Source organism: Paraburkholderia sp. USG1, from assembly GCF_031570135.1.
GTDB classification, from domain to species: domain Bacteria; phylum Pseudomonadota; class Gammaproteobacteria; order Burkholderiales; family Burkholderiaceae; genus Paraburkholderia; species Paraburkholderia dioscoreae.
On record NZ_JAMWXW010000008.1, the window covers coordinates 25658 to 49399 of the forward strand.

Here is a 23742-nt window from a genome sequence, read left to right on the forward strand (position 1 = left end):
CGCAGTGGATCTAGCTTTGCGCAGCGGCTCTAGCGCAGCGGCGTTTTCAGCGCGTCGATGAGATCGAGCAGATCGTACGGCTTGCGCAGCAGGATAGCGTGCGGCAAGACCTTGCGCTGCGCCGGCGTCAGCACGAGGTCGTAGCCGGTCAGAAAGATCACGCGCAGATCGGGTCGCACGGCACATACCTCCAGCGCGAGATCCACACCCGACTTACCCGCCAGCCCCACGTCGGTCAGCATCACGCTGATCGCATGCTCGCTCAGAATCTGCTTCGCGTCATGCTCCCCTTCGGCCTCCAGAATGTCGAAGTCGAACATGCGCAGCAATTCGGCGGTGCTTGCGCGAATCAGCTCGTCATCCTCCACCAGTAGAATCCGCAGCCGCGGCTGAGCGGCGACGCTGCCGGCGCTATCCGGTACAGCCAGCGGATCGATCTCTAGAAGATGCTGCCCGGCCTCGGCGATTTCAGCCGCCTGCGGATTCTGCGTTTGCAGCACGTAGCGAATTTTGCGCGCCAACGCTTCGTGCGTGTAGGGCTTGCTGAGCAATTCGATGCCCTCGTCGAGCCGCCCGGAATGCACGATCGCGTTATCCGTATAGCCCGACGTGAACAGCACCGCGATCGCCGGCAACCGTTCGCGCGCCTTGCGAGCGAGTTCGGTGCTGCGTAGCGGACCAGGCATCACCACGTCGGTGAACAGCACGTCGATCGGCACACCGCTTTCGACGATCGCGAGCGCGCTTTGCGCGTCTTTCGCTTTCAGCACACGGTAGCCGAGATCGGAAAGCATTTCGACCACCGTCGTGCGCACTTCCTCGTCGTCCTCGACCACCAGAACGGTTTCCGTGCCGCCCTTGGCAGGACCGGCGTCGATATTCGTTTCGAGGTCTTCCTGCTGGCGCACCCGTGGCAGATAGATGCGAATCGTCGTGCCGTGACCCTCTTCGCTGTAGATCTTCACATGGCCGCCGGACTGTTTGACGAAGCCATACACCATGCTCAAGCCGAGGCCCGTGCCCTGACCTTCGGGCTTGGTCGTAAAGAACGGCTCGAACACGCGCTCGCGCACTTCCGGCGGCATCCCGGCACCCGTGTCGGTGACCGCCAGCATCACGTACTGGCCCGGCGTGACCTCGGCGTTGCGCTTGGCGTAGGCGTCGTCGAGCGCAGCGTTGCCGGCTTCGATGGTGAGCTTGCCGTGGCCGTTCATGGCGTCGCGCGCGTTGATCGCCAGATTCAGCAGCGCGTTCTCGACCTGGAACGGATCGACCAGCGTATTCCACAAGCCGCCCGACACGATCGTTTCGATTTCGACGCCGTCGCCAAGCGCGCGTCTGAGCATGTCGTCGAGTCCGCGCACGAAGCGGCCGAGATTGACGACCTTCGGCGCCAGCGGCTGACGCCGCCCGAACGCCAGCAGTTGCGAGGCGAGGTTAGCTCCGCGGGCCACGCCTGCGAGCGCATTGCGCACGCGCTGCTCGGGCTTCTCGGAACCGGCGACGTCTTTCGCCAGCAGTTGCAGATTGCCGCCTATCACCTGCAACAAGTTGTTGAAGTCGTGCGCAACGCCGCCCGTAAGCTTGCCGATCGCTTCCATCTTCTGCGCCATGCGCAGCGCTTCTTCGGCGTGCCGCAAGGCCTCGGTGGTTTCCTTGTCGGCGGTGACGTCGCGGCCCACGCCGTGAATGCGCGCCGTGTCGGGATCGAGCGCGAGCGTCCACGCAACCCAGCGCCACGTGCCGTCGATCCGCCTGAAGCGGTTTTCATAACGCACCGGCACGCCCGTGCGCCGCAGTTCGGCCAGATGGGTGCGGACCACCTCTACGTCATCCGGGTGAACCAGATCGACATAGGAACGCGACATCAGCCAATGCGTATTGTGACCGAGCGCATTGCTCCATGACGGACTCACGCGCTGCAAGCGGCCTTCGATATCGGCCACCACCAGCAGATCCTCGCTCAACTCCCACAGACGGTCGCGGTCCGCCACCGTCTCGATCACGCGGCGCTCCAGCGTTTCGTTCAGATCGCGCAGCGCGCTTTGCGCCTTGGTGCGCTCGGCGATTTCGGTTTGCGCGGCCCGGTACAAACGCGCATTGTCGATGGCAATGGCCGCCTGCGCGGCGATGCCGGCCACGATCCGCTCAGCGCGTTCGGTAAACACGCCGGGCTCGGGATGACCGAAGAACAGCCCTCCGACCACTTCACCGCTGCGCGACTGCACGGGCGCGGCCAGATAGCTGCGCACCTTCAGATGACCCTCCGGCATGCCACGATGCGGCGCGTTGTGGCCATAGCGCGGATCCTGCGTGATGTCGCTGACACGAACGATGCCTTCGCCCATGAACGTAGGCGCGAACACCGCCGTGTTGCGCGGCATCGGAAACTGCTCGAAGGTTTCCTTCGGCACGCCGGACAGCGTGTAAAGCATGTAGCTGCCGCCCTTATCGTCGAGCACGTTATAGAAGAACGAACCGAACGCGGCGCCGGTCAGTTCGGTGGCCGCGTCGGTTACGATCTGCACCGCGCGGTTCAGATCGAGTTCGGCGGCCACCGTCGAGCCGACGCGATTGAGAATCTCCAGCGTGCGCGATTCTTCGCGCAGCTTCGTCTCGGTCTCGCGGCGCAGGCGCGCGAGTTGCAGGTTGCCCGACACGCGGGCCAGCAGTTCGCGCGCCGAGAAGGGCTTGGTCAGATAGTCGTCGGCGCCGTGCTCGATGCCGTCCACGCGCGCTTCCTCACCCGCGCGGGCGGACAGCATCAGCACCGGCGTGTCGCGCAACTCCGGATCGGCGCGCAACGCGCGCAGCAGGCCGAAGCCGTCGAGGCGCGGCATCATCACGTCGGAGAGCACGAGATCGGGGCGCTCCTGCCGCGCGGCTTCGAGCGCGGCCTGCCCGTCGGTGGCAAGCCGCACGTCGTGGCCCGCCGCGCGCAGGATACGGCTCATGTACTCGCGCAGATCCGCGTTGTCGTCGACGACCAGCAGCCGCGCGGCGGCGACTGACGCAACCACGGGCGGCGCCGCGCCAGCCGGTGTCGCGCCAGCCGGCGCGTCGGCGACGATCTCGTTCTCGGGACTCCAGCGCAACGCCGCATCGACATAGGTGCGCGCGTGCTTGCTCATGGCGGCATGCACGGCTTCTTCATCAGGTTGGACCGGCACGGCGCCGTGCGGCAGCGAGACGGTGAAGCACGCGCCTTCGCCGGGCACACTGTCCACCCGCACCGCGCCGCCGTGGAGTTTGACCAGTTCCTGCACCATTGCGAGCCCAATGCCGCTGCCTTCGACCGAGCGTCCCGGCGCGCCCGCCACGCGATGAAAGCGTTCGAAGAGGCGCGGCACTTCTTCCTCGGCAATACCGATGCCGCTATCCGTCACACTGACCTCGACGCCAACGCCGGCAAGCACGCGAACCGCGACGCGAATCGTGCCGAAGAACGTGAACTTGTACGCGTTCGACAGCAGGTTCATCACGACCTTTTCCCACATCTCGCGGTCGAGCTGCGCGACCACGGGCGCGGCCGGAATCTCCACTTCGAGGCGCAGGCCGGCCGCTTCGATCGCGGACTGGAACAGCGACGCGAGTTCGGCCGTGAACGATGCGACATCGGTGGGTTGCATGTGAATCTGCATGCGTCCCGCCTCGATGCGCGAGAAGTCCAGCAGCGCGTTGACGAGCTTCAGCAGCCGCAAGCCGTTGCGATGCGTGATCTCGATCAGCGCGCGGTCCTCGATGTCGCTGCCTAGCCGTGCCTGGTCGCCGCCTGCGGCAAGCTGCGGCTTGGCGAGCAGTTCTTCGAGTGGGCCGAGCATCAGCGTCAACGGCGTACGGAATTCGTGGCTGATGTTGGAGAAGAACGTGGTTTTCGCGCGGTCGATTTCGGCTAGCGCTTCCGCGCGCCGCCGCTCCTCCTCGTACGCCCGCGCGTAGCCGATCGCCGCGCCGATCTGACCGGCGGCCAGGTTCAGGAAACTGCGATAGGCGTCGTCGAAAAGACGGCAAGGATTCAGCGCAGCGACCAGAACCACCGTTTGCGCCGACTCGCTGCCGGGCGACACCGGCAGGATAACCGCCTGCTGCGGCGGGAGATGCCACGGACCGCTCGGCAACGCGGTGGCGAACCGCTGTGTCAGATCGCCCACCCGCAGCGGCGCTTGCGTATCGAGCACGTCGACGACGGGCCAAGGCGCCTCGCCGTCGAGCTTCATGGTTTGCGGCGCCCCCGCGTGGCCCGGCTCGATGCCGCACGCGCCGACCAGCGCGAGCGTGTCGCTGCCCGGCTCGGCGGCATATAACAGGGCGAACGGAAGGTCTTGCGGGTTAGCCTGCAAGGCGCGCGCGCTGAGTTCGCAAGCCTCGCGCCAGTCGCGGCCGTTCGGGCTGACCGCCGCCAGTTCCTTCAGCAACGCCAGTTGCCGTTCGCCGATCACCTGCGCCGTGCCGTCGCTGTTGGCGCAGATGATGCCGCCGGGTTCGCCGTCGTCGCCGGGAATCGGGCTGTACGAGAAGGTGTAATACGTCTCCTCGGGAAAGCCGTTGCGCTCCATGATGAGCAGCTTCTGTTCGACGAAGATGCCTTCGGCGCCCGCCAGCGCGGTGTTCAGAAGCGGCTCGATATCGGTCCAGATTTCGCGCCACACGACTTTGGTCGGCTGGCCGAGCGCGGCCGGATGCTTGCCGCCGATGATCGATTTATATGGGTCGTTGTAAAAATAGAGCAGCTCGTCGCCCCAGCCAATCCAGATCGGCTGGCGCGACGTGAGCATGATACGGATCGCGATCTTCAGCCCTTGCGGCCAGTTCTCGGGCGCGCCAAGCGCAGTCTGCGTCCAGTCGTAAGCGCGGATGAGCGCACCCAGCTCGCCGCCGCCGGCGAGGAAGGACGGCGCGGCAAAGCCGTCGGGCAATGCATCCGACACGAAGCGGTCCGGCTCTTTCAACGCGATCTCCTCGACGCGACGGCTCATATTCGTGCAAACCGCCGTTGCAAAAGCGATGCCTGATACGACGGATGGCCAACGATCATCGCGCAACCGATGTAGCGCGATTCTCGCACGTAGCGGGATGAGGGAGGAAGGTGAGAGGTTACGCCGCGGCCCGATGAGCCGGCCTTTCGCGGCACGCGGCGAAGGCTTATGCAGAACGGGGCGGCGTCGGCGGAGAGAGATGCCGCGAAGCGAACTGAAATACCGGTAAAACGTACCTTGACGCAAAGGCGCAGGCCTGGCGATCTTCCCGATCGCAGGTCAGACAGGGCGGTCGATTTCTCCCGACCAGGCCCTGCCCGCAGCGGCTTTTATATCAACCCGACACACAACGCGGCGACGATCGACCCCAGCACCAGTACCGCACCGACGGTCTTGCGTTTATTCAGCTCCGTCCAGAGCAGCACACCGGTGAGCGACAGCAGAATGATGCTGCCGGCCAGCGTGTCGATCAGCAGCACCCAGCCGACGCTCAAGCCGACGCCTTTGTGCAGATTCGTCAGCATCGCGAGAAAGGTGTTCTCGCTGCGCTTGACGGTCACATAACCGTTGCCCACCCAATATTCGGCGGACGTGTTCTCACGAGGCGACGCGAAGTTGAGCTGCCAGTGCTCCGGCTGCACGATGCTGCGATCGCCCCACGCGACCGGATGCGCCGGCTCTTTCTGTACGCGCCCCGGCGTGCCCGCCAGTTTCAGTTCGTGCTTGAGCCATTTGCCGAGCTCGCGCGGCGTTTGCGGCGCCGGTTGCGGCAACGGCACCTGCAACAGCGCGACTTGCGGCTCGCCAGTCGATACCCGCAGCGGGCCACCGCGATGGTTCAGCAGAAACCCCGTGGTGCCGAACAGCAAACCCAGCGCCGCGCCCCACAGGCCGATCCAGCCATGCACTTTGCGCAACCATTTGACGAAGGTGGCGCGGCGCGAGCGCTGCTGCCGTGCTTTCAACTGGCCCTCGTCGAGCCGCTGCGGTTCACGCGACGCGTGATCGATGCCCGCGGGCGATTGAATGTCGATTGCCTCGGGTACGCTCACGGTTCACTCCAGGTACGCAACAGATTGTGATAGATGCCGACGAGGCTGCGGCGCGCGGCGTCGTCGGCGTTGGTGGCATTCAGCCTTTGAATGGCCGTGTCCATGTCGAACAGCATGGCGCGCTGCGTGTCGCTGCGCACCAGGCTTTGCACCCAGAAGAAACTGGCGACCCGCACACCGCGCGTGACCGGCGTGACCTGATGGAGACTCGTCGCCGGATAGACGATCATGTCACCGGCCGGCAGTTTGACCTGCTGCACGCCGTACGTGTCTTCGATCACGAGTTCGCCGCCGTCGTAGTCCGCGGGGTCGGAAATGAACAGCGTCACCGAGACGTCGGTGCGCAGCTTCACGCCGTTGGGCAGCACGCGCACTGCGCCGTCGACGTGACTGCCGAACTGCATGCCGCCTTCGTAACGATTGAAGAGCGGCGGGTACACCTGGTTCGGCAACACCGAACTGATGAACAGCGGGTTGCGCTCGATCGACGCGAGAATCACGTCGCCGAGCTCGCGCGCAATCGGCGTGTGCTCGGCGATCTGCTGATTACGCTTGACTGGTGCACCCTGATAGCCGGCGGTTGCGCGGCCGTCGACCCACGCGTCGCCGGCCGTGTCGAGCCGCTCGCGCACGATACGCAACTGCTCGGCATTCAGTACATTCGGGATATGCAGCAACATGATGTTTCCTTCGCGTCGGCTTGCCGCGTTCGAAAACGGCAAGCCTAACGCATGTGCCCAGCGCGTATCAGAAGCGGTAGTCGAACGTCGCCAGCAACGTGCGTCCGATACCCGGCACGGAACGGCCACCGTCCGACGGAATCAGCGCGTCGTAGTACTGCTTGTTGGTCAGGTTCAGCAGGTTCAGGCGGACGTCGTATTTCTTCGCGTGATACGCGGCGGTCGCATCCCAGCGCGTGTAGCCCGGCACCTGCACGTAGTTCGTGTTCGACGCATAGCGCGGCGACATATAGGTCGGGCCACCGCCGATTTCCCAATGCGGCGTGAGCGCATAAGTGGTCCAGAACGTCAGCGTATTGCGCGGCGTGTTGGCCGGCACGTGACCCTGCGTGCCGTCGCGCGCGCTCAGGATGACGGCGTCCATGTACGTGTAGCCGCCGAACACCTGCCACTTGTCGGTAATGTGGCCCGTCACGCCGGCCTGGAAGCCGTCGACACGGACGTCGCCGTCGAGCTCGTATTCGGTCGGCGAAACCTGCGTTCGCGCGTTGGTCTTTTCTTCGCGGAAGAACGACGACGTCACCGAGAGATTGCCGCCGAGCAGATCCCATTTCCCGCCGACTTCGTACGACCTGGTCGACTCGGGCGCAAGGTTCTGCGTGAGATTGGTCACTGTCAGCGCTTCGAGCGACGGATTGAACGACGTGCCGTACGACACGTAGTACGACTGCCAGTCGGTCGGCTGATAAATCACGCCAGCGCGCACGCTGGTGAAGAAGTTGGTTTGGGTCGCGTAGCCCGGCGCGCTGATCGAGTTGTGAATCTGCGCCTGGAAGCGATCCCAGCGCAAACCGCCAATCACCTTCCACTGCCGGCCGATCGAAACGGTGTCGTTCAGGTACGCACCGATTTCGTTCGATCCGGAGTCCGCGTAGTTGCCGACCGTCGTCGTCACACCCGCGGGCGACGACAGATACGCCGGATTCACCATCGAAACGACCGGCAGGTTGTTACGCGTGTACGCCTGATTCGAATAGCTGTCGTGACCGAGATCGACACCGGCGATCAGGTCGTGCTTGATCGGGCCGGTGACGAACTTGTATTCGAGCATCGTGTCGTTGTACAACGAGTGGTTCTCGATCACCCGGTCGTGGCTTTGCAACTTGATGAACAGTTGCGAAGGCGAGAGCTTCGTGAAATTGCCGTTGCTCAACGCGGGACTGGTGGCGAGCGGCCCCGTCAACACCGATTGCGGGGCGGTTTCGCGCGCGTCGGTCATCGAGTGTGAGAACTGCGTCTGGTTGGTCAGGATCAGGTTGTCCGAGAACTTGTGCTTGACCGCGGCGGTGACCGTCTGCACGTCCTGGATCGTGCGGTCGGTGGTCAAGCCGTAGAACGTATTCTTCGGCACCGGCGACGGGTGGCCGTTCAAGGCCTGCACGCCGTAGTCGGGCATGTCGTAGTTGTGCTGGATCAGCGCGGAGATCGTGACTTCGGTCGGTGTGCCGATCCCGAAGCGCACTTCCGGCGCGATGCCGTAATCCTTGTTTTTCATCTCATCGCGCGTCGAACCCAGGCTCTGGCCGAATGCGTTCAGGCGAATCGCCGACGTATCCGTCAGCTTGTGGTTCACGTCGATGGTGCTGCGATATTTATCGTCGGTGCCGATCATGCCGGTGACTTCCGCGGAGTCCTTCAGGTTCGCCTTCTTGCTCACCTGGTTGATCACGCCACCCGTCGAACCGCGGCCGAACAGCATCGACGACGGACCGTACAGCACTTCGAGTTCTTCCAGGTCGAACGTGTCGCGATAGTACTGGTTACGATCGCGGAAACCGTCCAGATAGATGTCGTTCTGTGCGGTGAAGCCGCGCAGGTTGATGTTGTTGCCGATCTGGCCGCCTTCGGCCGCGCCGATGGTCACGCCGGGCGCGTTGCGCAACGCGTCCTGGAACGAGGTGGCGCCTTGCGATTGCAATACAGCCTTGTTGATGACGGTGACTGTCTGCGGAATATCGCGCAACGCCGTGGGCGTCTTTGCGCCGACCGTGGAACGCTCTGCCTGGAAGTCCTGTTGTTCTGCCTGCGCCGAGACACCGATGGCCGGCAAGGTACCGCTGTCGGCGGTGGTCGTCGCGGTTGAATTTGCATTCGCGGTTGACGGCTGCGACGCGGATTGCGGAGCAGTCTGCGCGACCGCCGGAGTCGCAAAGGGAACGGCAAAGGCTAGCGCTAACGCAGTCGCAAGCGGCGTGTGGTTGAACATGGGAAATCCCGTCAGAGATGCGCTTGCCCGATTCGCATACCTGAGATGGAATCGATGACGAAGTCGCAAATTGGCTGGCTGCCGGTCTCGTGCGCACGGCACCGATGACGGGATGGCTGGCTGTGGTTAAATGAGAATCGCTATCATTCCACACGCATAAATCTGCATCAATCGCGAAGTCGCTTACCCCTCGTAACAGAATTGTTTCTATATTTTACGAATGTATGGTTTATGTAATATTTGATGCCCGTTTCGTCACGGATTATTACTTGTTTGTAATACGACATGCATGAAAACAAAAGGCTTTCAGAGCCGTAAGGGACAAATGCGTCACCTGAAATCCTTCAAATAACTAACAGCTTGTGGCAATCGCCGCCGACACTAAATCTCGCTACGGTTTATCCTTTTTGCAACACTGCATATCGAACTGTTCCGTTCATCCCCGGAGTTGACCATGCAATACCGCAAATTTGGCCGCACCGGCCTGACTGTTTCGCGCCTATGCCTCGGCACGATGACCTTCGGCCTGCAAACCGAAGAAGACGTCTCGCATCGCATTCTGGACACGGCGGCGGATGCCGGCGTGAATTTCATCGATACGGCCAACGTGTATCCGCTCGGCGGCGGCGAGGGTATTGCCGGCCGCACGGAGGAGATTGTCGGACGCTGGCTGAAGGGCAAGCGCGACCGCTTCATTCTGGCGACCAAGGCGGTGGGCAAGATGGGACCGTCTGCGTGGGATCAGGGCGCCTCGCGCAAGCATCTGCTGGATGCCATCGACGCGTCGTTGCAGCGCCTCGGCACGGATTACGTGGACCTCTACCAGCTTCACTCCGACGACGCGAACACGCCGCTCGACGAAACGCTCGAAGCGCTGGACGTGATCGTGCGCTCGGGCAAGGCGCGTTATATCGGCGTATCGAACTTTCTTGCCTATCGACTCGCGCGCGCCCTGGGTCGCGCCGATGTTTTGCGCGTGGCGCGCTTCGTCTCCGTGCAGCCTCGCTATAACCTGTTGTTTCGCCAGATCGAGCGGGAGTTGCTGCCGCTCGCCGGCGAAGAGCAATTAGCCGTGATGCCGTACAACCCGCTCGCGGGTGGTCTGCTCACGGGCAAACATCAACTGGATGTCACGCCGGCGCCCGGCCGTTTCACTGAAACCGTCGGCAAGGCGGGTGCAATGTATCACCAGCGGTATTGGCATAAACGCGAGTTCGAAACGATCGAACAGCTGAAAGCCATCGCGGCGCCAACCGGCGAATCGCTGACGCGCGTTTCGCTCGCCTGGGTGCTGGCGAATCCGCTCATCACGTCAGCGATTATCGGCGCGAGCCGCGCCGAGCAGTTGAGCGATACGCTCGCGGCTGCCGATTTCGTGCTCGATCCGCAGATCAAGACGCAACTCGATGAAGCGAGCGTGGAATACCGTTGGGGCGACGCGGCGCGTTAAGCGGAGTCACCTGTTGCGACGGCAACCGCGCAACCCGCACCGCGCCGCGTGAAGGTCATTTGAAGCGGCCCGTCCGCTCATTCGCTTCCGGCAATTGGCGCGTCTCACGCATGGACCTCGCATGCCATAGACGCGCCCCGCCTTCAATGCCGGCATCGTTCGAAACGGTCGCCACGTTTGCCGGGAGATCGATCGTGAGGCGCGCGGCGTTGCCGCCGCCAATCCACAATTTGTCGTAGTTCACCAGCGCCGCCAGAATCCCGATAACCTTCTGAACGCGCCGGTTCCAGCGCTTGTTTCCGACTTTTTTACGCGCAGCATCGCCGATATATTCGTCGTACGCCACGCCCTTCTTGCTGACCGGGTGATGCGCAAGCTCCAGATGCGGCATCAACTCTCCGTCGCGAAACATTGCCGTACCAGCACCCGTGCCGAGTGTCAGCACGAATTCGAGGCCTTGACCCGAGATCGCGGCGAAACCTTGCATCTCGGCGTCGTTGATCATGCGAACCGGCAATCCGCCCAGGCGCTGCGCCAGCGAATCAGCCAGCGCAATATCGTGCCAGCCTTCAACGCCGAAGTGCGGCGCGGTCAGAATACGGTTGTTGCGCACCACGCCCGGAAAGCCGATCGACATCCGCGTGGGCGGCTCCTGCGCGACGAGCGGCGCAACCAGCTTCGCTAACGCGTCCACGAGTTGATCCGGCGTACAGGGATGCGGCGTCGCCACCCGCACGCGTTCGGTTTTCATCTTGCCGTCCGCGTCGATGATCGCGGCTTTCAAACCCGTGCCGCCAACGTCGATCGCCAGAATTCGTTCGGTAGTGCTTGTCACTTTCGTCTTACGTGCTGCCACGGTGTCCCCCGGTTGTGTTGGTGCGGCTCGTCGAATTACTTTTTCTCCACGACATCCCGTTGCAACGGCCGCCATGCGTGACCGCCGCGCGCCAATAGCGCGTCTGCTTCCGCCGGACCTTCGCTGCCGGCCGGATAGCCATGCACCGGCATCGCGCCGCCGGATTCGGGGTGCAACACGTCGTCCACCGCGCACCAGCTCGTTTCGATGCTGTCAGCGCGCTGGAACAGCGTCTCGTCGCCGAGCATGCAGTCGTAGAGCAAGGTCTCATAGCCGACGTTGGCGCGCTCCGCAAAAAAGTCGCCGTAGTCGAACGACGATTGCACCGCACCGATCTGCATAACCGGGCCAGGCGTTTTCACATTGAAGTCGAATCTCGTGCCGTGTGCGGGATCGATGCGCAGGGTCAACACATTCGGTGTGAGCGCGTCCACGGGTGTATCGCGAAACAGGCGGAACGGCACCGGTTTCAGTTGCACCGAGATTTCCGTGCGACGCCCGGCCAACCGTTTCCCCGTGCGCAGATAAAACGGCACGCCGGCCCAGCGCCAGTTCTCGACGAACACGCGCGCCGCGGCGTAGGTTTCCGTCTTGCTGTCCGGCGCGACGTTCGGCTCCTCACGGTAGCCGACACCGGCCGGGCCTTTTTCGTATTGGCCGAACACGACGTCGTCGGGCGTCAGCGGCTTGATCGCGTCGAAGATTTCGGCTTTCTTGTCGCGCACGGCTTCGGCGTCGAACGAATTGGGCGGCTCCATCGCAACCATGCCGAGCAGCTGGAACAGATGGTTCGGCACCATGTCGCGGAACGCGCCGGTCTGTTCGTAGAACTTGCCGCGCCCTTCCACGCCGATCGTTTCCGAAGCGGTGATCTGCACGCTGTCGATATATTCGCGCCGCCATATCGGTTCGAACAGCGCATTGGCGAAGCGCACCGCGAGAATGCTCTGCACGGTGTCCTTGCCGAGAAAGTGATCGATGCGATACACCTGTGTTTCTTTCGCGAACGACAGGATATGCGCGTTCAGATCGCGTGCCGAAGCGAGATCGCTACCGAAGGGTTTCTCGATCACCAGCCGGCGAAAGCCGCCGCCGTCGCCCTCTTTCAGCAAACCCGCGTTGCCGAGGCGCTCGACGATCGGCTCGAAAAACCGCGAGCTGACCGCGAGATAGAAGATCACGTTGCCGCCCGGCGTTTGCTCGAGCTTCTGCTTGAGCTTCGCGAAGGTGTCGTCGGTTTCGAATTCGCCGGCCATGTATTCGAGCCGTTGCGCGACCCAGTCCCATGCCTGGTCGTCGAGCTTGCCGGCGTGAAAGGTGCTGGCCTTGTCGGCGGCAAACTGCTCGAGCGACTGGTGCAGTTCGTCGCGCCACTCGCTCGTCTCGCGCGCGCCATGATTCACGCCGATGATTTTCATGCCGCCGTCGAGCAGGCTATCCACCGCCAGGTTGTAGAGCGCCGGCATGAGGAGCCGTTTGGTCAGATCGCCGCCGGCGCCGAAGATCACCAGCGTGCAAGGCGGCGCGGGCCGCTTGCCGGCCGGCGATGCCGGCGCCTGCTGCGGATTCATGCTGACTTTGCAGCTCGGCGGTTGACTGGCGACGGGGTGATCGGTTGCTCGGGTATTCGGTGTAGTCGACATGGGATTCACTTTTGGAAACCGATGGAACGAACGTGGTGATACATAAAAGACCACGCTTGTACCCACACAGTTCAAAAACGGCCAAGCGACCTGTTCGCCACGCGACGTTGTATGGCTAACGTAACCTGAGCAACCTCACGCCCGCTCGCGCCGCCGCGCCCTACTTCATCGATGCGTGCGCCGGCTCAGGTGCGGAAGCAGATTCGGGCATGCTTGCCACTGTGGCGTGCGCCGAAGGGGAAGTCGGCACCGGCGCCCGATCCGGTTCGCCCGCCAACGGTACATTGCCCGACACCCCCATCACGCGCGGTTGCAACAGCAAGGCGACCAGCCCGGTCCAGCCGGTCTGATGCGAAGCGCCGACACCGCGCCCGTTATCGCCATGAAAATACTCATGAAACAGGATCAGATCGCGCGAGCGCGGGTCGGTCTGCAACAGAGGATAAGCGCCCATTACTGGCCGCTCGCCGTCCCTGTTCTTGAGAAACAGCGTGGTGCACCGGCGCGCCAGTTCGTCGGCAATCTGGCTCAGCGTGAACGCCTCGCCCGAACCGGTCGGATACTCGACCTTGAAATCGTCGCCATAGTAGCGGTGGAATTCGTAGAGCGACTCGATGAGCAGATAGTTCACCGGCATCCACACCGGGCCGCGCCAGTTGGAATTGCCACCGAACACCCGCGTATCCGATTCGGCCGGCAAATACTTCACGGTGAAACTGTCTCCGTTGTGATTGAACACGAACGGCTGATCGCGATGGACTCGCGAAAGCGCGCGCACGCCGTGATCGGAAAGAAATTCGCTTTCGTCGAGTGCACGGCGCAGCAATGCTTTCATCCGATGCCCGCGCAACAGCGAGAGCAGCAGCGCGTTGCCCTTGCCCGGCTCGTTCCAGCGCGAGACCAGCTTCGCCAGGTCGGGGCGATGTTCGAGGAACCAGATCAGCCGTTCACGCAAACCCGGCAGGCCGCCATGCAGACGCTCTTCCAGCACGTGCACGGCGAACAGTGGAATCAGACCTACGATCGAGCGCAACCGCATGGGAACGCTGCTGCCGTCCGGCAGACGCAGCTTGTCGTAGAAGAACTCGTCCTCGCTGTCCCACAGGCCTGTATCGCAGCCGTCGTCGCAACTCACGGCCTCGGCGATATACAGGAAGTGCTCAAAAAACTTCACTCCGATATCGACGAAAACATGATTCGCGTACGCAAGTTCCAGCGCGATGCGCATCAGGTCGAGCGCATACGCGGCCATCCACGCGGTGCCGTCGGCCTGATCGATATGGCCGCCGGTCGGCAGCGGCGACGAGCGGTCGAAGATACCGACGTTGTCCAGCCCGAGAAAGCCGCCCTGAAAGATATTGTGGCCGTCGGCGTCCTTGCGGTTCACCCACCAGGAAAAATTCAGCAGCAGTTTATGGAAGATCAGTTCGAGAAAGTCGCGATCCCCCTTGCCGGTGAGAGCGCGGTCGATTTCATACACACGCCACGCGGCCCACGCGTGCACGGGCGGATTGGCGTCGCCGAGCGCCCATTCATAGGCGGGAATCTGACCATTCGGATGCTGATAGCGGTCCTTCACCAGCAACAGCAATTGCCGTTTCGCGAACGCCGGATCGATCAAGGCGAACGCGGCGGCATGAAACGCCAGGTCCCACGACGCGTACCACGGGTATTCCCACTTGTCGGGCATCGACACGATGTCCGCGTTACACAGGTGCCGCCAGTCCATATTACGGCCGCGTTTGCGGCTTGCAGGCGGCGCCGGCTGAAGCGGGTCGCCCTCGAGCCAGCGCTGCACGTCGTACTGGTAGTACTGCTTCGACCACAGCATGCCGGCGAGCGCCTGACGCTGCACTAAACGCGCGTCGGGGTCGGTGATGTCCTGTTGCAGCGCGCCATAGAATTCGTCGGCTTCGGCAATGCGGTGCGCGAATATCGCTTCAGCGTCGAGTTGCGCATCGTCGGGGCTCGATTGGGGACGCCAGCGCATGTACACCACGGCGCGTCCATGCGGTTCGAGTTCGATCGACGCATGCGCGCCAGCCTTGGTGCCCGCGTTGCGGCGAATCGCGTGTTCATCGCCGTGCACGAGATAATCGTTGAAGCCGTCTTTGAACGGGCCCGCGCCGTCCATGTTGAAGAGACGCTTCACGTTGGTGTCGTTCTCGCAGAAGAGCCACGTCACCGTTGCGTCTTTCGACCAGGCTGTGACGACGATCGGCTCCTGGCCATGCTGATGCCCGACCAGATACGCCTTGCCATTGCGGTCCGTACCGGCGACGAGCGACGGCTTGTCCCTGTTCTCTTTCCACGACCACGAATTGCGCGCCCAGATTTGCGGCAGCACATCCAGTGAAGCTTCCTGGTCCGCGCGATTTTCGATGGTCACGCGCATGAGTATGTCGTCCGGCGCGTGTTTCGCGTATTCCACCTGTACGTCGAAGTAGCGCAAATCGTCGAACACGCCCGTGTCGAGAATTTCGTACTCCGGCATGTCGCCGCCGCGGCGCGCGTTTTCCTGAACCAGGTCGTCGTACGGAAAGGCGGAGTGCGGGTACTTGTAGAGCATGCGCATGTACGAATGCGTCGGCGTGCCGTCGACGTAGAAGTACAACTCTTTCACGTCTTCACCGTGATTGCCTTGCGCATTCGTGAGACCGAACAGGCGCTCCTTCAGGATCGCGTCCTTGCGATTCCATAGCGCGAGCGAAACACACCAGCTCAGCTTGTCGTCGCCGAAACCGGCAATGCCGTCTTCGCCCCAGCGGTAAGCGCGGCTGCGCGCATGGTCGTGCGGAAAAGAGTCCCAGGCGGTGCCGTCGGCACTGTAATCCTCGCGTACGGTGCCCCATTGACGCTCGCTGAGATACGGTCCCCAGCGTTGCCAATGCGCACAGTCGGCCGAATGGAGCCGTGAACCCTCAATGGTGGCGAGCAGATTGGCAGCGCGCAGCGGTGGCATGACTACATCCTTGCATCGGGCTTGGCGGTGGGACACACATCGTAGCGCGGTTTAGGCGCCGGCGGACGGCAACCGGGCCAGCAGCATCTCCATGCGCAACAACTCGCCCAGCGACCAGGCCTGGAAAGGCGTGCCGGCGGGCGCGTGCGGCGCATCGCCATCGGCGATTTCAGAGAGATGGTCGAGACCGGCATGATCGAGATGCGCGTAGAGCGGGTCGAGAAAGCGCGTTTTCGCTTGCATGCGGGCATCCGCCGCGCCGCCGTGGACTCGCAACCATGCTTCGACAAACGGACCGAGCAGCCACGGCCACGCGGTTCCTTGATGATAGGCGCCGTCACGCTCCAGCGGCTGCCCGCCGTAGTGCCCGCGATAGGCAGGATCGGAAGGCGCCAGCGTCCGCAGTCCCAGTGGCGTGAGCAACTGCGCTTCGACCTGGTCGAGCACCGCGCGCGCCGCCGCGCCGTCGAGCAACGGAAACGGCAGGCCGCCCAGGGCGAAGATCTGGTTGGGGCGAATCGAGCGGTCTATCGCGCCTTTGACATGATCGACGTCCACGTTGTCGAACAGTGCTTGCGTGGACGGATCGATGAAGCGTTCATGAAACGCTTGCAACGCTCGGTCAGCGGCCGGCTGCCAGTGCGGATTCCAACTTGCTGCAATGCGCAATGCGTTGATCCAGAGCGCCTGCACTTCGACTGGCTTGCCGATACGCGGCGTGACCACCCAGTCGCCGACTTTCGCATCCATCCACGTAAGTTGCACGCCGGGTGTGCCGGCGCTGAGCAGGCCGTCAGCGGCGGATGCCTGGATGTTGAAGCGCGTGCCTTCCGTGTAGCCCCTGAGGATGGCTTCGCTTGCCTGCTGCAGGCGCTGCTGCGTGGCGGCGCTCGCGTGATGCGTCGCCAGATAGTCGTGCACGGCGACGATGAACCACAACGACGCGTCGACGGAATTGTATTCCGGCGTGTCGCCATAGTCGGGGAAACGATTCGGCAGCATGCCTTCGGACAGCGTGCCTGACCATTCGAGCAGGATCGCTTCGGCGTCGTCGAGCCGGCCTGATGCGATCAGCAAACCGCGCATTGCGATGAATGTGTCGCGACCCCAGTCCGTGAACCACGGAAAGCCCGCGAGGATCGTGCGGCCTTCGTTGCGCTCTACCACGTAGGCATCGGCCGAGCGTTGCAGGCGCGAGCCGAGCGCGTCGCGGCGCTGTTGCTCGATGCGCGCCAGTTCTGTTGCGTGCGCGAATGCCGGTTTCGCGCCTGCCGATTGCGTGCCGCTCGTGGCACTGGAAGCGCTGAGAATCATCACCGCTGCACCATCGGCGAGATTGAAGCTGAACACGCCAGGCGTCGCCAGATCCTCGCTGAAATCGAGGCCGCGTTCCCGCTCGCGAACGTAGCAGAAATTGCGATACCAATCCGGCGCGTGCGTGTAGACGCCGTTCGTCGCGCACTGGATCACCGGCCGATCGCCGTACGGTTGCCAGCTTACGCACGCCTGATCGCCGCTCGTCTGCGCGGTGAAGTTGAACGCGGTGTTCTCATGATGCAGCGCGTGGTAGTCGCGGCCCGATATTAGCGGCCTGACTTTCAATGTGAGCGCGCTTGTTGCAGCCGTATCTCCAGCGCTCTGCAGACGCCAGCGCAAAACCGTTTCGCGGGTCGCTTTGCCGACAAACACGTCAGCGGTCAATGCGAGATGCGTGTCGAGTTGCACACGCCATGTCGGCCACGGCACGGTGTCGAATGCAATAAGACTCGCGGTCAGGTCCGGATAAATCAGATCCGGCACGTAGCGCTGCATGCTCAATGGATAACGCTTGCCGTTCGCCTCAAGCCACGCCTCCACGCCGTTGACAAGCACCACGCGCCCGCCGGGCGCCCGCGTTGCGGCGAGCAGCAACGCGTGATAACGGCGCGTGCGCAGCGTGCCGACAGTGCCCGACGCGAAACCGCCGAAGCCGTCCGCTTCCAGCCATTCGTCTTCGAGACGCGTGATGTCGAAAGGTCGTTCGATGCGTGTCATGAACTTACCGGTTGTACATAGCCGTCGATCGTTCGGTGTGCCCAAGATTACCGGTCACATGGCGTTGCAGTGACCATTCTCCTACTTCTCACTTTCCACTGCCTTTCGAAAGACCAACTCAAACACGCAAGTTTTACCACTCGCAAACGTTTCACAATTATTTCTTGAAAGGATTAGAGACTGCATCCGCCTTCACGAAACTGGATGCAAACATGAGAAGAGACAAACGCCTCGCGAGTGCCGCTTTGGTTGCGCTTGCAACTGTAGCGTTGAGCGGTTGCGGTGCCGATGATTCCGCGCCTTCTGCAACGTCTTCATCGCCGGCCGTTGCCAATAACGATGCCGCGCCAGATGCGGCGATGGCGCCCGCCGCGGCAATGCTCAATGCATCCTCGACGCTCGCGGCGAACCCGGCCGCAGCCTCCGATCCGATCACGCAGAACATGCAAGCCAGTCTCGCCGCGGACAGCCAGCAAGTCTCACCCGTCATGCATTACGCACCCGGCGACAGCGCGAGCAGCAACTGACCCGTTTCTCCCGGCGCGCGAGGCGCGCTATTCTTCCCCCACGCAGAAGGTGATATTCGATGACATCAACTAGCCGTCGCCGTTTCCTGCAGACCGTGGCTTCATCCGCCGGCGCTGCTGCCGCACTGACCGCGCTGCCCGAGTCGATTCGTAATGCGCTTGCCGTTCCCGCGTTTTCGCGCACCGGCACGATCCGCGATGTCGAGCACATCGTCGTGTTCATGCAGGAGAACCGCTCGTTCGACCACTACTTCGGCCACATGCGCGGTGTGCGTGGCTACAACGACCGTTTCCCGATTCCGCTCTCGAGCGGCAAGCCGGTGTGGTATCAACCGTCGAAGGAAAATCCGGCTCAGCCTGTGTTGCCGTTCCATCTGAACACGGCGACCACCAGCGCGCAATGCGTCGGCGATCTGGATCACTCCTGGTACAAGACCCACGCCGCGATCGACGGCGGCCGCTACGACCAGTGGCCCGCCAACAAGACCGACATGACGATGGGCTATCACCTGCGCAGCGACATTCCGTTCCACTACGCGCTGGCCGATGCGTTCACCGTTTGCGACGCCTACTTCTGCTCGCTGCCGGGGCCCACGCACCCGAACCGCGCGTATCTGATGACCGGCATGGTCGATCCGTCCGGCACGCTGGGCGGCCCGCTGCTCGACAACAACGATTTCGTCGACGGCGACGGCCCGCCGAATTACCAATTGCTCTCGTGGACCACGTATCCGGAGCGCCTGCAAGCCGCGGGTATCTCGTGGCAGGTGTATCAGCAAGGGCTGACCGGCGCCGATCCGCTGAACGGCAACTACGGCACCAACATCCTGCAGAATTTCACGAACTTCATCAACGCGCAGCCGGGTTCGCCGTTGTATGAGCGCGCGCAAACCGTGCGCACCATCGACGACCTGAAGGCCGACGTGCTGGCCAACAAGCTGCCGCAAGTGTCGTGGCTGTGCCCGCCGGCCGCGTACTCGGAACACCCGAGCTATACGCCCGCATACGGCGCGGAATACACGTCGCAGATTCTCGAAGCGCTGACGTCGAATCCGGAGGTCTGGAGCAAGACCGTGCTATTCATCATGTACGACGAGAATGACGGTTTCTTCGACCACCTCGTGCCGCCGCAACCCGCAACGACAGGCGCTCAAGGCCAGTCCACGGTCAGCACCGAAGGCGAGATTCACAACGTGGTGAATCCGTTGCGCGGCGGCAGCTACACTGCCGACGGCCTGCCCTACGGCCTCGGCCCGCGTGTGCCCATGACGATCGTGTCGCCGTGGAGCAAGGGCGGCTTTGTGTGCTCGCAGGTGTTCGACCACACGTCGGTGATTCGCTTCATCGAAGCGCGCTTTGGCGTGTATGAGCCGAACATCACGGCATGGCGCCGCGCGGTGTGCGGCGACCTGACCACGGCATTCGACTTCCGCACGCCGGACTCGAAGGTGCCGCCGCTGCCGGACACGAGCAACTACAAGAGCATTGCCGACAACCAGTGCGCGACGCAGCCCAAGCCGACCGTTCCCGCAACGCCGGGCGCGATCGATCCGCAGGAAAGCGGCATTCGTTTCGCGCGCGCACTGCCGTATGAACTGCATGTGAACGGACACGCGGACTCGAAGAAGAACACGTTCGAACTCTCGATCGGCAACACCGGCGATCAGGGCGCGCATTTCTACGTGTACTCGATGAACCGCACGGACGGTCCGTGGCGTTACACGGTCGAAGCGGGCAAGTCGCTCAGCGAGACATTCGATCTGACCGTGACGAGCGGCGTGTACACGTTCGAAGTGTTCGGCCCGAATGGTTTCGTGCGCAAGTTCGCAGGCAACACGCAGCAGCCGAAGGCACAGAACGCGCAGTTCGGCGGCGGCCACGGCAACAACAAACCGGCCGAACCGGAAGTAAAGGTGCAATACGACGTCGCGAACGGCAACGTGTTCCTCAAGTTCAGCAACAAGGGCGGCGGTATTGCGCGGTTGACGGTGACCGACAACGCATACGGTGCCCGTCCGCGTCCGGTGCTGGTGCCGGCCGGCGCACAAATCGAAGAAGCATGGGTGCTGGCGTCGAGCCATCACTGGTACGACTTGACGGTGACGAGCAATGACGACGCGAGCTTCTCGCGCCGTCTTGCGGGTCACGTCGAGAATGGGCGGCCGAGCATTAGTGATCCGGCGGCGGTTGCGCCGGTGCTGGTGGCGATTTAAGAGTAAGCGGAAGTGAAACCGTCTTGAGTTGCACTGAAAGACCTGGAAGCATCGTGTCCACCTGAAATAGGTGGACACGTGAACTCCATCATGGAGGAAGGCGCCGGTCGGACAACGGCACCACCGTTTTTTTATAGCCCGGCGTTCAGCGCTCTGGCCTCTAGCGAGGGGCATAGTATTCGACGCGCGTATCGAATCAGACTTCTCCCTTCACCGATCGCGTGAAGGTTCTCGTTCACGACGGCATTGGCATCGTGCCGACGCCACCCGGGTGTGTTTGCTAAACTCGGTGCTCGCTCGCAAATCCGACCCGCCCGATCCTCGCGTACCTCGTCCGGCAATAAGGTCGCGCCGGTCATGCCGTCGTCTGGGACGGCTCAAGCCCGAGGATGAGCTGCGATATGCCCCCACAGCAGCCATTGAAAGAATCAAACGGAGACGACAAGATGGCGTATGCGATTGACCGTCTGGAAACTTTTCGTTCGCACGTATTCTGTGAAGGCTGGTTTTCCGGCCTTGCGGAGCGTCGCGGATCGATCTCGGTAATGTTGGACGGCAAGCGTTATCAGCCTGTCATCACCGCCGTCAACCGGCCGGACGTCGCAGCCGCGTTCGGTCGAGGTGCTGAAAAGTGGGGATTCAGACTGTCATGTCGCATCGACGCGCGAGACGGATGGTATGGAAGAATTGGCCTGATCCTGTCGGACGGCAAAACGGAACTCCGTGTCGATGATCCGGCGCGCGAGGTGCTTAACGCGGACTGCGCGGAATCAAGCGCTGCCGAGGCGGCTTTCTTCGAATCGGTGCGAGCTGCCGACAATCCTGCCATTCTCGAGATCGGCTCACGCGCCCGCAGCGGCAACAATCGCCGTGCGCTCTTCCCTGCTTCGGCCAGCTATGTGGGTTTCGACATCGTGGCCGGCGAAAACGTCGACATAGTCGGCGATGCCCATTTCCTTTCTCAGACACTTCCTGCCAATCACTTCGACTACATCTACACGATCTCCACGTTTGAACACCTGATGATGCCGTGGAAAGTCGCGGTCGAGATGAACAAGGTGATGAAGACCGGTGGTATCGGCTTTATCCAGTCTCATCAGTCGTGGCCGGTGCATGATGCGCCGTGGGACTTTTACCGCTTCTCGAAGTTCGGCTGGCATGGCATCTTCAACCAGTTCACCGGATTCGAGGTCGTGACCAGCGCCCAGAGCAACCCGGCGGCGATCATCCCCCAGACGCAGATCGACAATCCGGCGACGTTCCTTGAGAACGAGACCGGCTATCTGGCGAGCATGTGCGTGATAAAAAAGGTGGCGCCCTGCAACCTTTCCTGGGACGCCGATCCAGGCACGATCATGAAGACAGCCTATCCGGGCTGACCGTCAGTCGGCAATCGCCGCCTTGTCCAGCATGAGCGCGTGGCAGCCAATGCCGCACGACTAAATAGTTAGCTTGTCGAAGTGAATTCCGGGAAGTTTACGACTTGACTGGCGACTGTCGCAAGCGCACCCAACTGCACTGAAACGTCAGCACGACTGCAACCGTATCGGCATGACATTCGAAGCCTCGCCTGCAGAAAATCGCGCGCAGCGTTAAAGTGAAGTACCCCCAATCGATTGCCGAGGAATCCGTAATGAACCGTAACGCATTCACCGAAAGCCTGACGAAAGAAGGCTTCCCCGACGCCGTGGTTGTCACGCGCGAGGCGAACGCCGAGATGGCTGTTCACGAGCATCCGTTCGAAGCGAAAGCCCTGATTCTCGAAGGCGAAATGAGCATACGCGTGGGTGACGAGGAACGCGCGTATCACGTCGGCGACGTCTTCCACTTGCTGCCCCACAAACCGCATTCGGAGCGCTATGGCCCGAATGGTGTGACGTATCTGGTGGGAAGGAAGCAGTAAGGCGCGGCCTGAAAAACGGCACGCGCCAATCGAAAGAAGAACGTCAGGCGCCCAGCAGAACGCCAGTCCTGAAAGGCCGCGTGCCTGTCACACGCCCAAGCGGTGCGCCGGCCGTTACAAAGCGAATCGCGCGGCGCATGTAAAACACGCCTTCGGTCTTGCTGACGATCGTCGTCGTCTCGTCCGTCAGTGGATCGACGATATCGAATAGCGCCTGCCCCACGCGAATCGTGTCGCCAATCTTCGCGCGGTGAATGAGAATCCCGCTCACCGGCGCATAGAACTGCTCACTGCCGGCGAGCGGCGTGGCGGGCGTCAACAACGGCGGCAAAGGCCTGGCGTCGAGCTGAATCGCCTTGCGCCACACCAGATAATCGACAAGTGCGTCGGCATCCTCTTGAGCAACCTCATAGGAAACGTCGCGCTGGCCGCGGCACTCCACGGTCACGGCAATCGCACCGTCAGGCACCGGCTTGTCGGCCGGCAGAGCTTGTCGCAACTGCCACCATAACAGGCTGTGCGTTTCATCGAACGCTTCGCCGCCTGAATTGGTGGCAAGCAACGACGCCTGCGCTCCAAGATAACGCGACAACGGTTCGAACTCGGGCCACGCGGCCTCGCTGGTATAGAGGTGCATTGCCGCTTCGAGCGAACAGTGCAGATCGATAATTACATCCGCGTCGAACGAGAGTTTCAGCAGCGCCAGTTGCAGCGATTCGAACTCGGTCAACGGTTTCTGAGCGGCCAGTTCCTCGGCAATCAACCGGCGAACAATCCGCACATTCTCGGCGGCATTGGAACCCAACGCTTCTTTGGCTTGCGCCACCAGCTTCGGAAACTGCAGGAAGTGACGATTGAAGTTCTTCCCGCTGCCCAGATCGAAGCGGCCAAGAAATTGACCGAGCACGTATTGGCCGAGCCCGACCGGATTCGCTACCGGCACAAGGACGATTTCCGCGTTCAGCGCATCCTGCTTTTCCAGTTCGAGCAAACGACGCTTGAGCAAGACCGTCGTCAGCATCGCCGGCGTTTCATCGGCATGCAGCGACGACTGGATATAAATCTTCTGCCCGCTATTCGCCGGGCCGAAATGAAACGACACCAGTTCGCGGTGCGTGCCGATAGCCGGCGAGAGAAGCGGAATGGATTGCCTGTTCATGAGCGGGAGTCTTTAAAAGAA

14 protein-coding genes are annotated in these 23742 nt (G+C 62.3%); 5 read left to right on the plus strand and 9 right to left on the minus strand.

The annotated features are described in order from the left end of the window. Positions 1–29 precede the first annotated feature (29 nt). The 4 genes from NE850_RS12670 to NE850_RS12685 all read right to left on the minus strand — a co-directional run bounded on the left by NE850_RS12670 (position 30) and on the right by NE850_RS12685 (position 8974). Positions 30–4976: a response regulator gene (locus NE850_RS12670; protein WP_007178510.1), complete on the minus strand. Its 4947-nt coding sequence runs from the start codon at positions 4974–4976 to the stop codon at positions 30–32. Between the two features lie 329 nt (positions 4977–5305). Beyond that, entirely contained in the window at positions 5306–6028 is a 723-nt protein-coding gene (locus NE850_RS12675) for a PepSY-associated TM helix domain-containing protein (RefSeq protein ID WP_007178511.1), read from the minus strand. Beyond that, complete coding sequence (locus NE850_RS12680; protein ID WP_007178512.1) at positions 6025–6708, minus strand: Fe2+-dependent dioxygenase; 684 nt, start codon at positions 6706–6708, stop codon at positions 6025–6027. Before NE850_RS12680 ends, NE850_RS12675 begins: the two co-directional genes overlap by 4 nt. A 67-nt stretch (positions 6709–6775) precedes the next feature. After that, positions 6776–8974: a TonB-dependent siderophore receptor gene (locus NE850_RS12685; protein WP_007178513.1), complete on the minus strand. Its 2199-nt coding sequence runs from the start codon at positions 8972–8974 to the stop codon at positions 6776–6778. Between the two features lie 454 nt (positions 8975–9428). Here NE850_RS12685 and NE850_RS12690 point away from each other — a divergent pair, with 454 nt between their 5' ends. Continuing rightward, positions 9429–10424 (plus strand): aldo/keto reductase, encoded by a 996-nt coding sequence (locus tag NE850_RS12690; protein ID WP_310698823.1) that lies wholly within the window; start codon positions 9429–9431, stop codon positions 10422–10424. A 55-nt stretch (positions 10425–10479) separates the two neighbouring features. On the opposite strand, the gene NE850_RS12695 is transcribed toward NE850_RS12690, so the two are convergent. The 4 genes from NE850_RS12695 to NE850_RS12710 all read right to left on the minus strand — a co-directional run bounded on the left by NE850_RS12695 (position 10480) and on the right by NE850_RS12710 (position 17919). After that, positions 10480–11280 (minus strand): ROK family protein, encoded by an 801-nt coding sequence (locus NE850_RS12695; protein WP_165189534.1) that lies wholly within the window; start codon positions 11278–11280, stop codon positions 10480–10482. A gap of 35 nt (positions 11281–11315) precedes the next feature. Continuing rightward, positions 11316–12923 carry a glucose-6-phosphate dehydrogenase gene (gene zwf / locus NE850_RS12700; RefSeq protein ID WP_035516847.1) on the minus strand — a complete coding sequence of 536 codons (1608 nt, stop codon included), beginning with the start codon at positions 12921–12923 and terminating at the stop codon, positions 11316–11318. Positions 12924–13083: 160 nt separating this feature from the next. Further along, positions 13084–15885, minus strand: a complete 2802-nt coding sequence (locus tag NE850_RS12705) for an MGH1-like glycoside hydrolase domain-containing protein (RefSeq protein ID WP_007178517.1) — start codon at positions 15883–15885, stop codon at positions 13084–13086. A 51-nt stretch (positions 15886–15936) separates the two neighbouring features. After that, a complete protein-coding gene (locus NE850_RS12710) occupies positions 15937–17919 on the minus strand; it encodes an amylo-alpha-1,6-glucosidase (RefSeq protein ID WP_007178518.1) in 1983 nt (660 codons plus the stop codon). A gap of 212 nt (positions 17920–18131) precedes the next feature. Here NE850_RS12710 and NE850_RS12715 point away from each other — a divergent pair, with 212 nt between their 5' ends. The 4 genes from NE850_RS12715 to NE850_RS12730 all read left to right on the plus strand — a co-directional run bounded on the left by NE850_RS12715 (position 18132) and on the right by NE850_RS12730 (position 22562). Beyond that, positions 18132–18446, plus strand: a complete 315-nt coding sequence (locus NE850_RS12715) for a hypothetical protein (protein ID WP_084747703.1) — start codon at positions 18132–18134, stop codon at positions 18444–18446. Between the two features lie 59 nt (positions 18447–18505). Then, positions 18506–20659, plus strand: a complete 2154-nt coding sequence (locus NE850_RS12720) for a phosphocholine-specific phospholipase C (RefSeq protein ID WP_007178520.1) — start codon at positions 18506–18508, stop codon at positions 20657–20659. A 446-nt stretch (positions 20660–21105) separates the two neighbouring features. Then, positions 21106–22038: a methyltransferase domain-containing protein gene (locus NE850_RS12725; RefSeq protein ID WP_007178521.1), complete on the plus strand. Its 933-nt coding sequence runs from the start codon at positions 21106–21108 to the stop codon at positions 22036–22038. A 254-nt stretch (positions 22039–22292) separates the two neighbouring features. Beyond that, positions 22293–22562 (plus strand): cupin domain-containing protein, encoded by a 270-nt coding sequence (locus tag NE850_RS12730; protein ID WP_007178522.1) that lies wholly within the window; start codon positions 22293–22295, stop codon positions 22560–22562. 43 nt (positions 22563–22605) lie between these two features. Here NE850_RS12730 and NE850_RS12735 read toward each other — a convergent pair whose 3' ends face one another. Beyond that, positions 22606–23721 carry a succinylglutamate desuccinylase/aspartoacylase family protein gene (locus NE850_RS12735; protein ID WP_007178523.1) on the minus strand — a complete coding sequence of 372 codons (1116 nt, stop codon included), beginning with the start codon at positions 23719–23721 and terminating at the stop codon, positions 22606–22608. Positions 23722–23742: the final 21 nt, after the last annotated feature.

Bases quoted from the DNA above. Each gene is read 5' to 3' on its own strand.
- NE850_RS12670 (WP_007178510.1), bottom strand. From the start codon at position 4,976: ATGAGCCGTCGCGTCGAGGAGATCGCGTTGAAAGAGCCGGACCGCTTC.
- NE850_RS12680 (WP_007178512.1), bottom strand. From the start codon at position 6,708: ATGTTGCTGCATATCCCGAATGTACTGAATGCCGAGCAGTTGCGTATC.
- NE850_RS12685 (WP_007178513.1), bottom strand. From the start codon at position 8,974: ATGTTCAACCACACGCCGCTTGCGACTGCGTTAGCGCTAGCCTTTGCC.
- NE850_RS12690 (WP_310698823.1), top strand. From the start codon at position 9,429: ATGCAATACCGCAAATTTGGCCGCACCGGCCTGACTGTTTCGCGCCTA.
- zwf (WP_035516847.1), bottom strand. From the start codon at position 12,923: ATGTCGACTACACCGAATACCCGAGCAACCGATCACCCCGTCGCCAGT.
- NE850_RS12705 (WP_007178517.1), bottom strand. From the start codon at position 15,885: ATGCCACCGCTGCGCGCTGCCAATCTGCTCGCCACCATTGAGGGTTCA.
- NE850_RS12710 (WP_007178518.1), bottom strand. From the start codon at position 17,919: ATGACACGCATCGAACGACCTTTCGACATCACGCGTCTCGAAGACGAA.
- NE850_RS12715 (WP_084747703.1), top strand. From the start codon at position 18,132: ATGAGAAGAGACAAACGCCTCGCGAGTGCCGCTTTGGTTGCGCTTGCA.
- NE850_RS12720 (WP_007178520.1), top strand. From the start codon at position 18,506: ATGACATCAACTAGCCGTCGCCGTTTCCTGCAGACCGTGGCTTCATCC.
- NE850_RS12725 (WP_007178521.1), top strand. From the start codon at position 21,106: ATGGCGTATGCGATTGACCGTCTGGAAACTTTTCGTTCGCACGTATTC.
- NE850_RS12730 (WP_007178522.1), top strand. From the start codon at position 22,293: ATGAACCGTAACGCATTCACCGAAAGCCTGACGAAAGAAGGCTTCCCC.
- NE850_RS12735 (WP_007178523.1), bottom strand. From the start codon at position 23,721: ATGAACAGGCAATCCATTCCGCTTCTCTCGCCGGCTATCGGCACGCAC.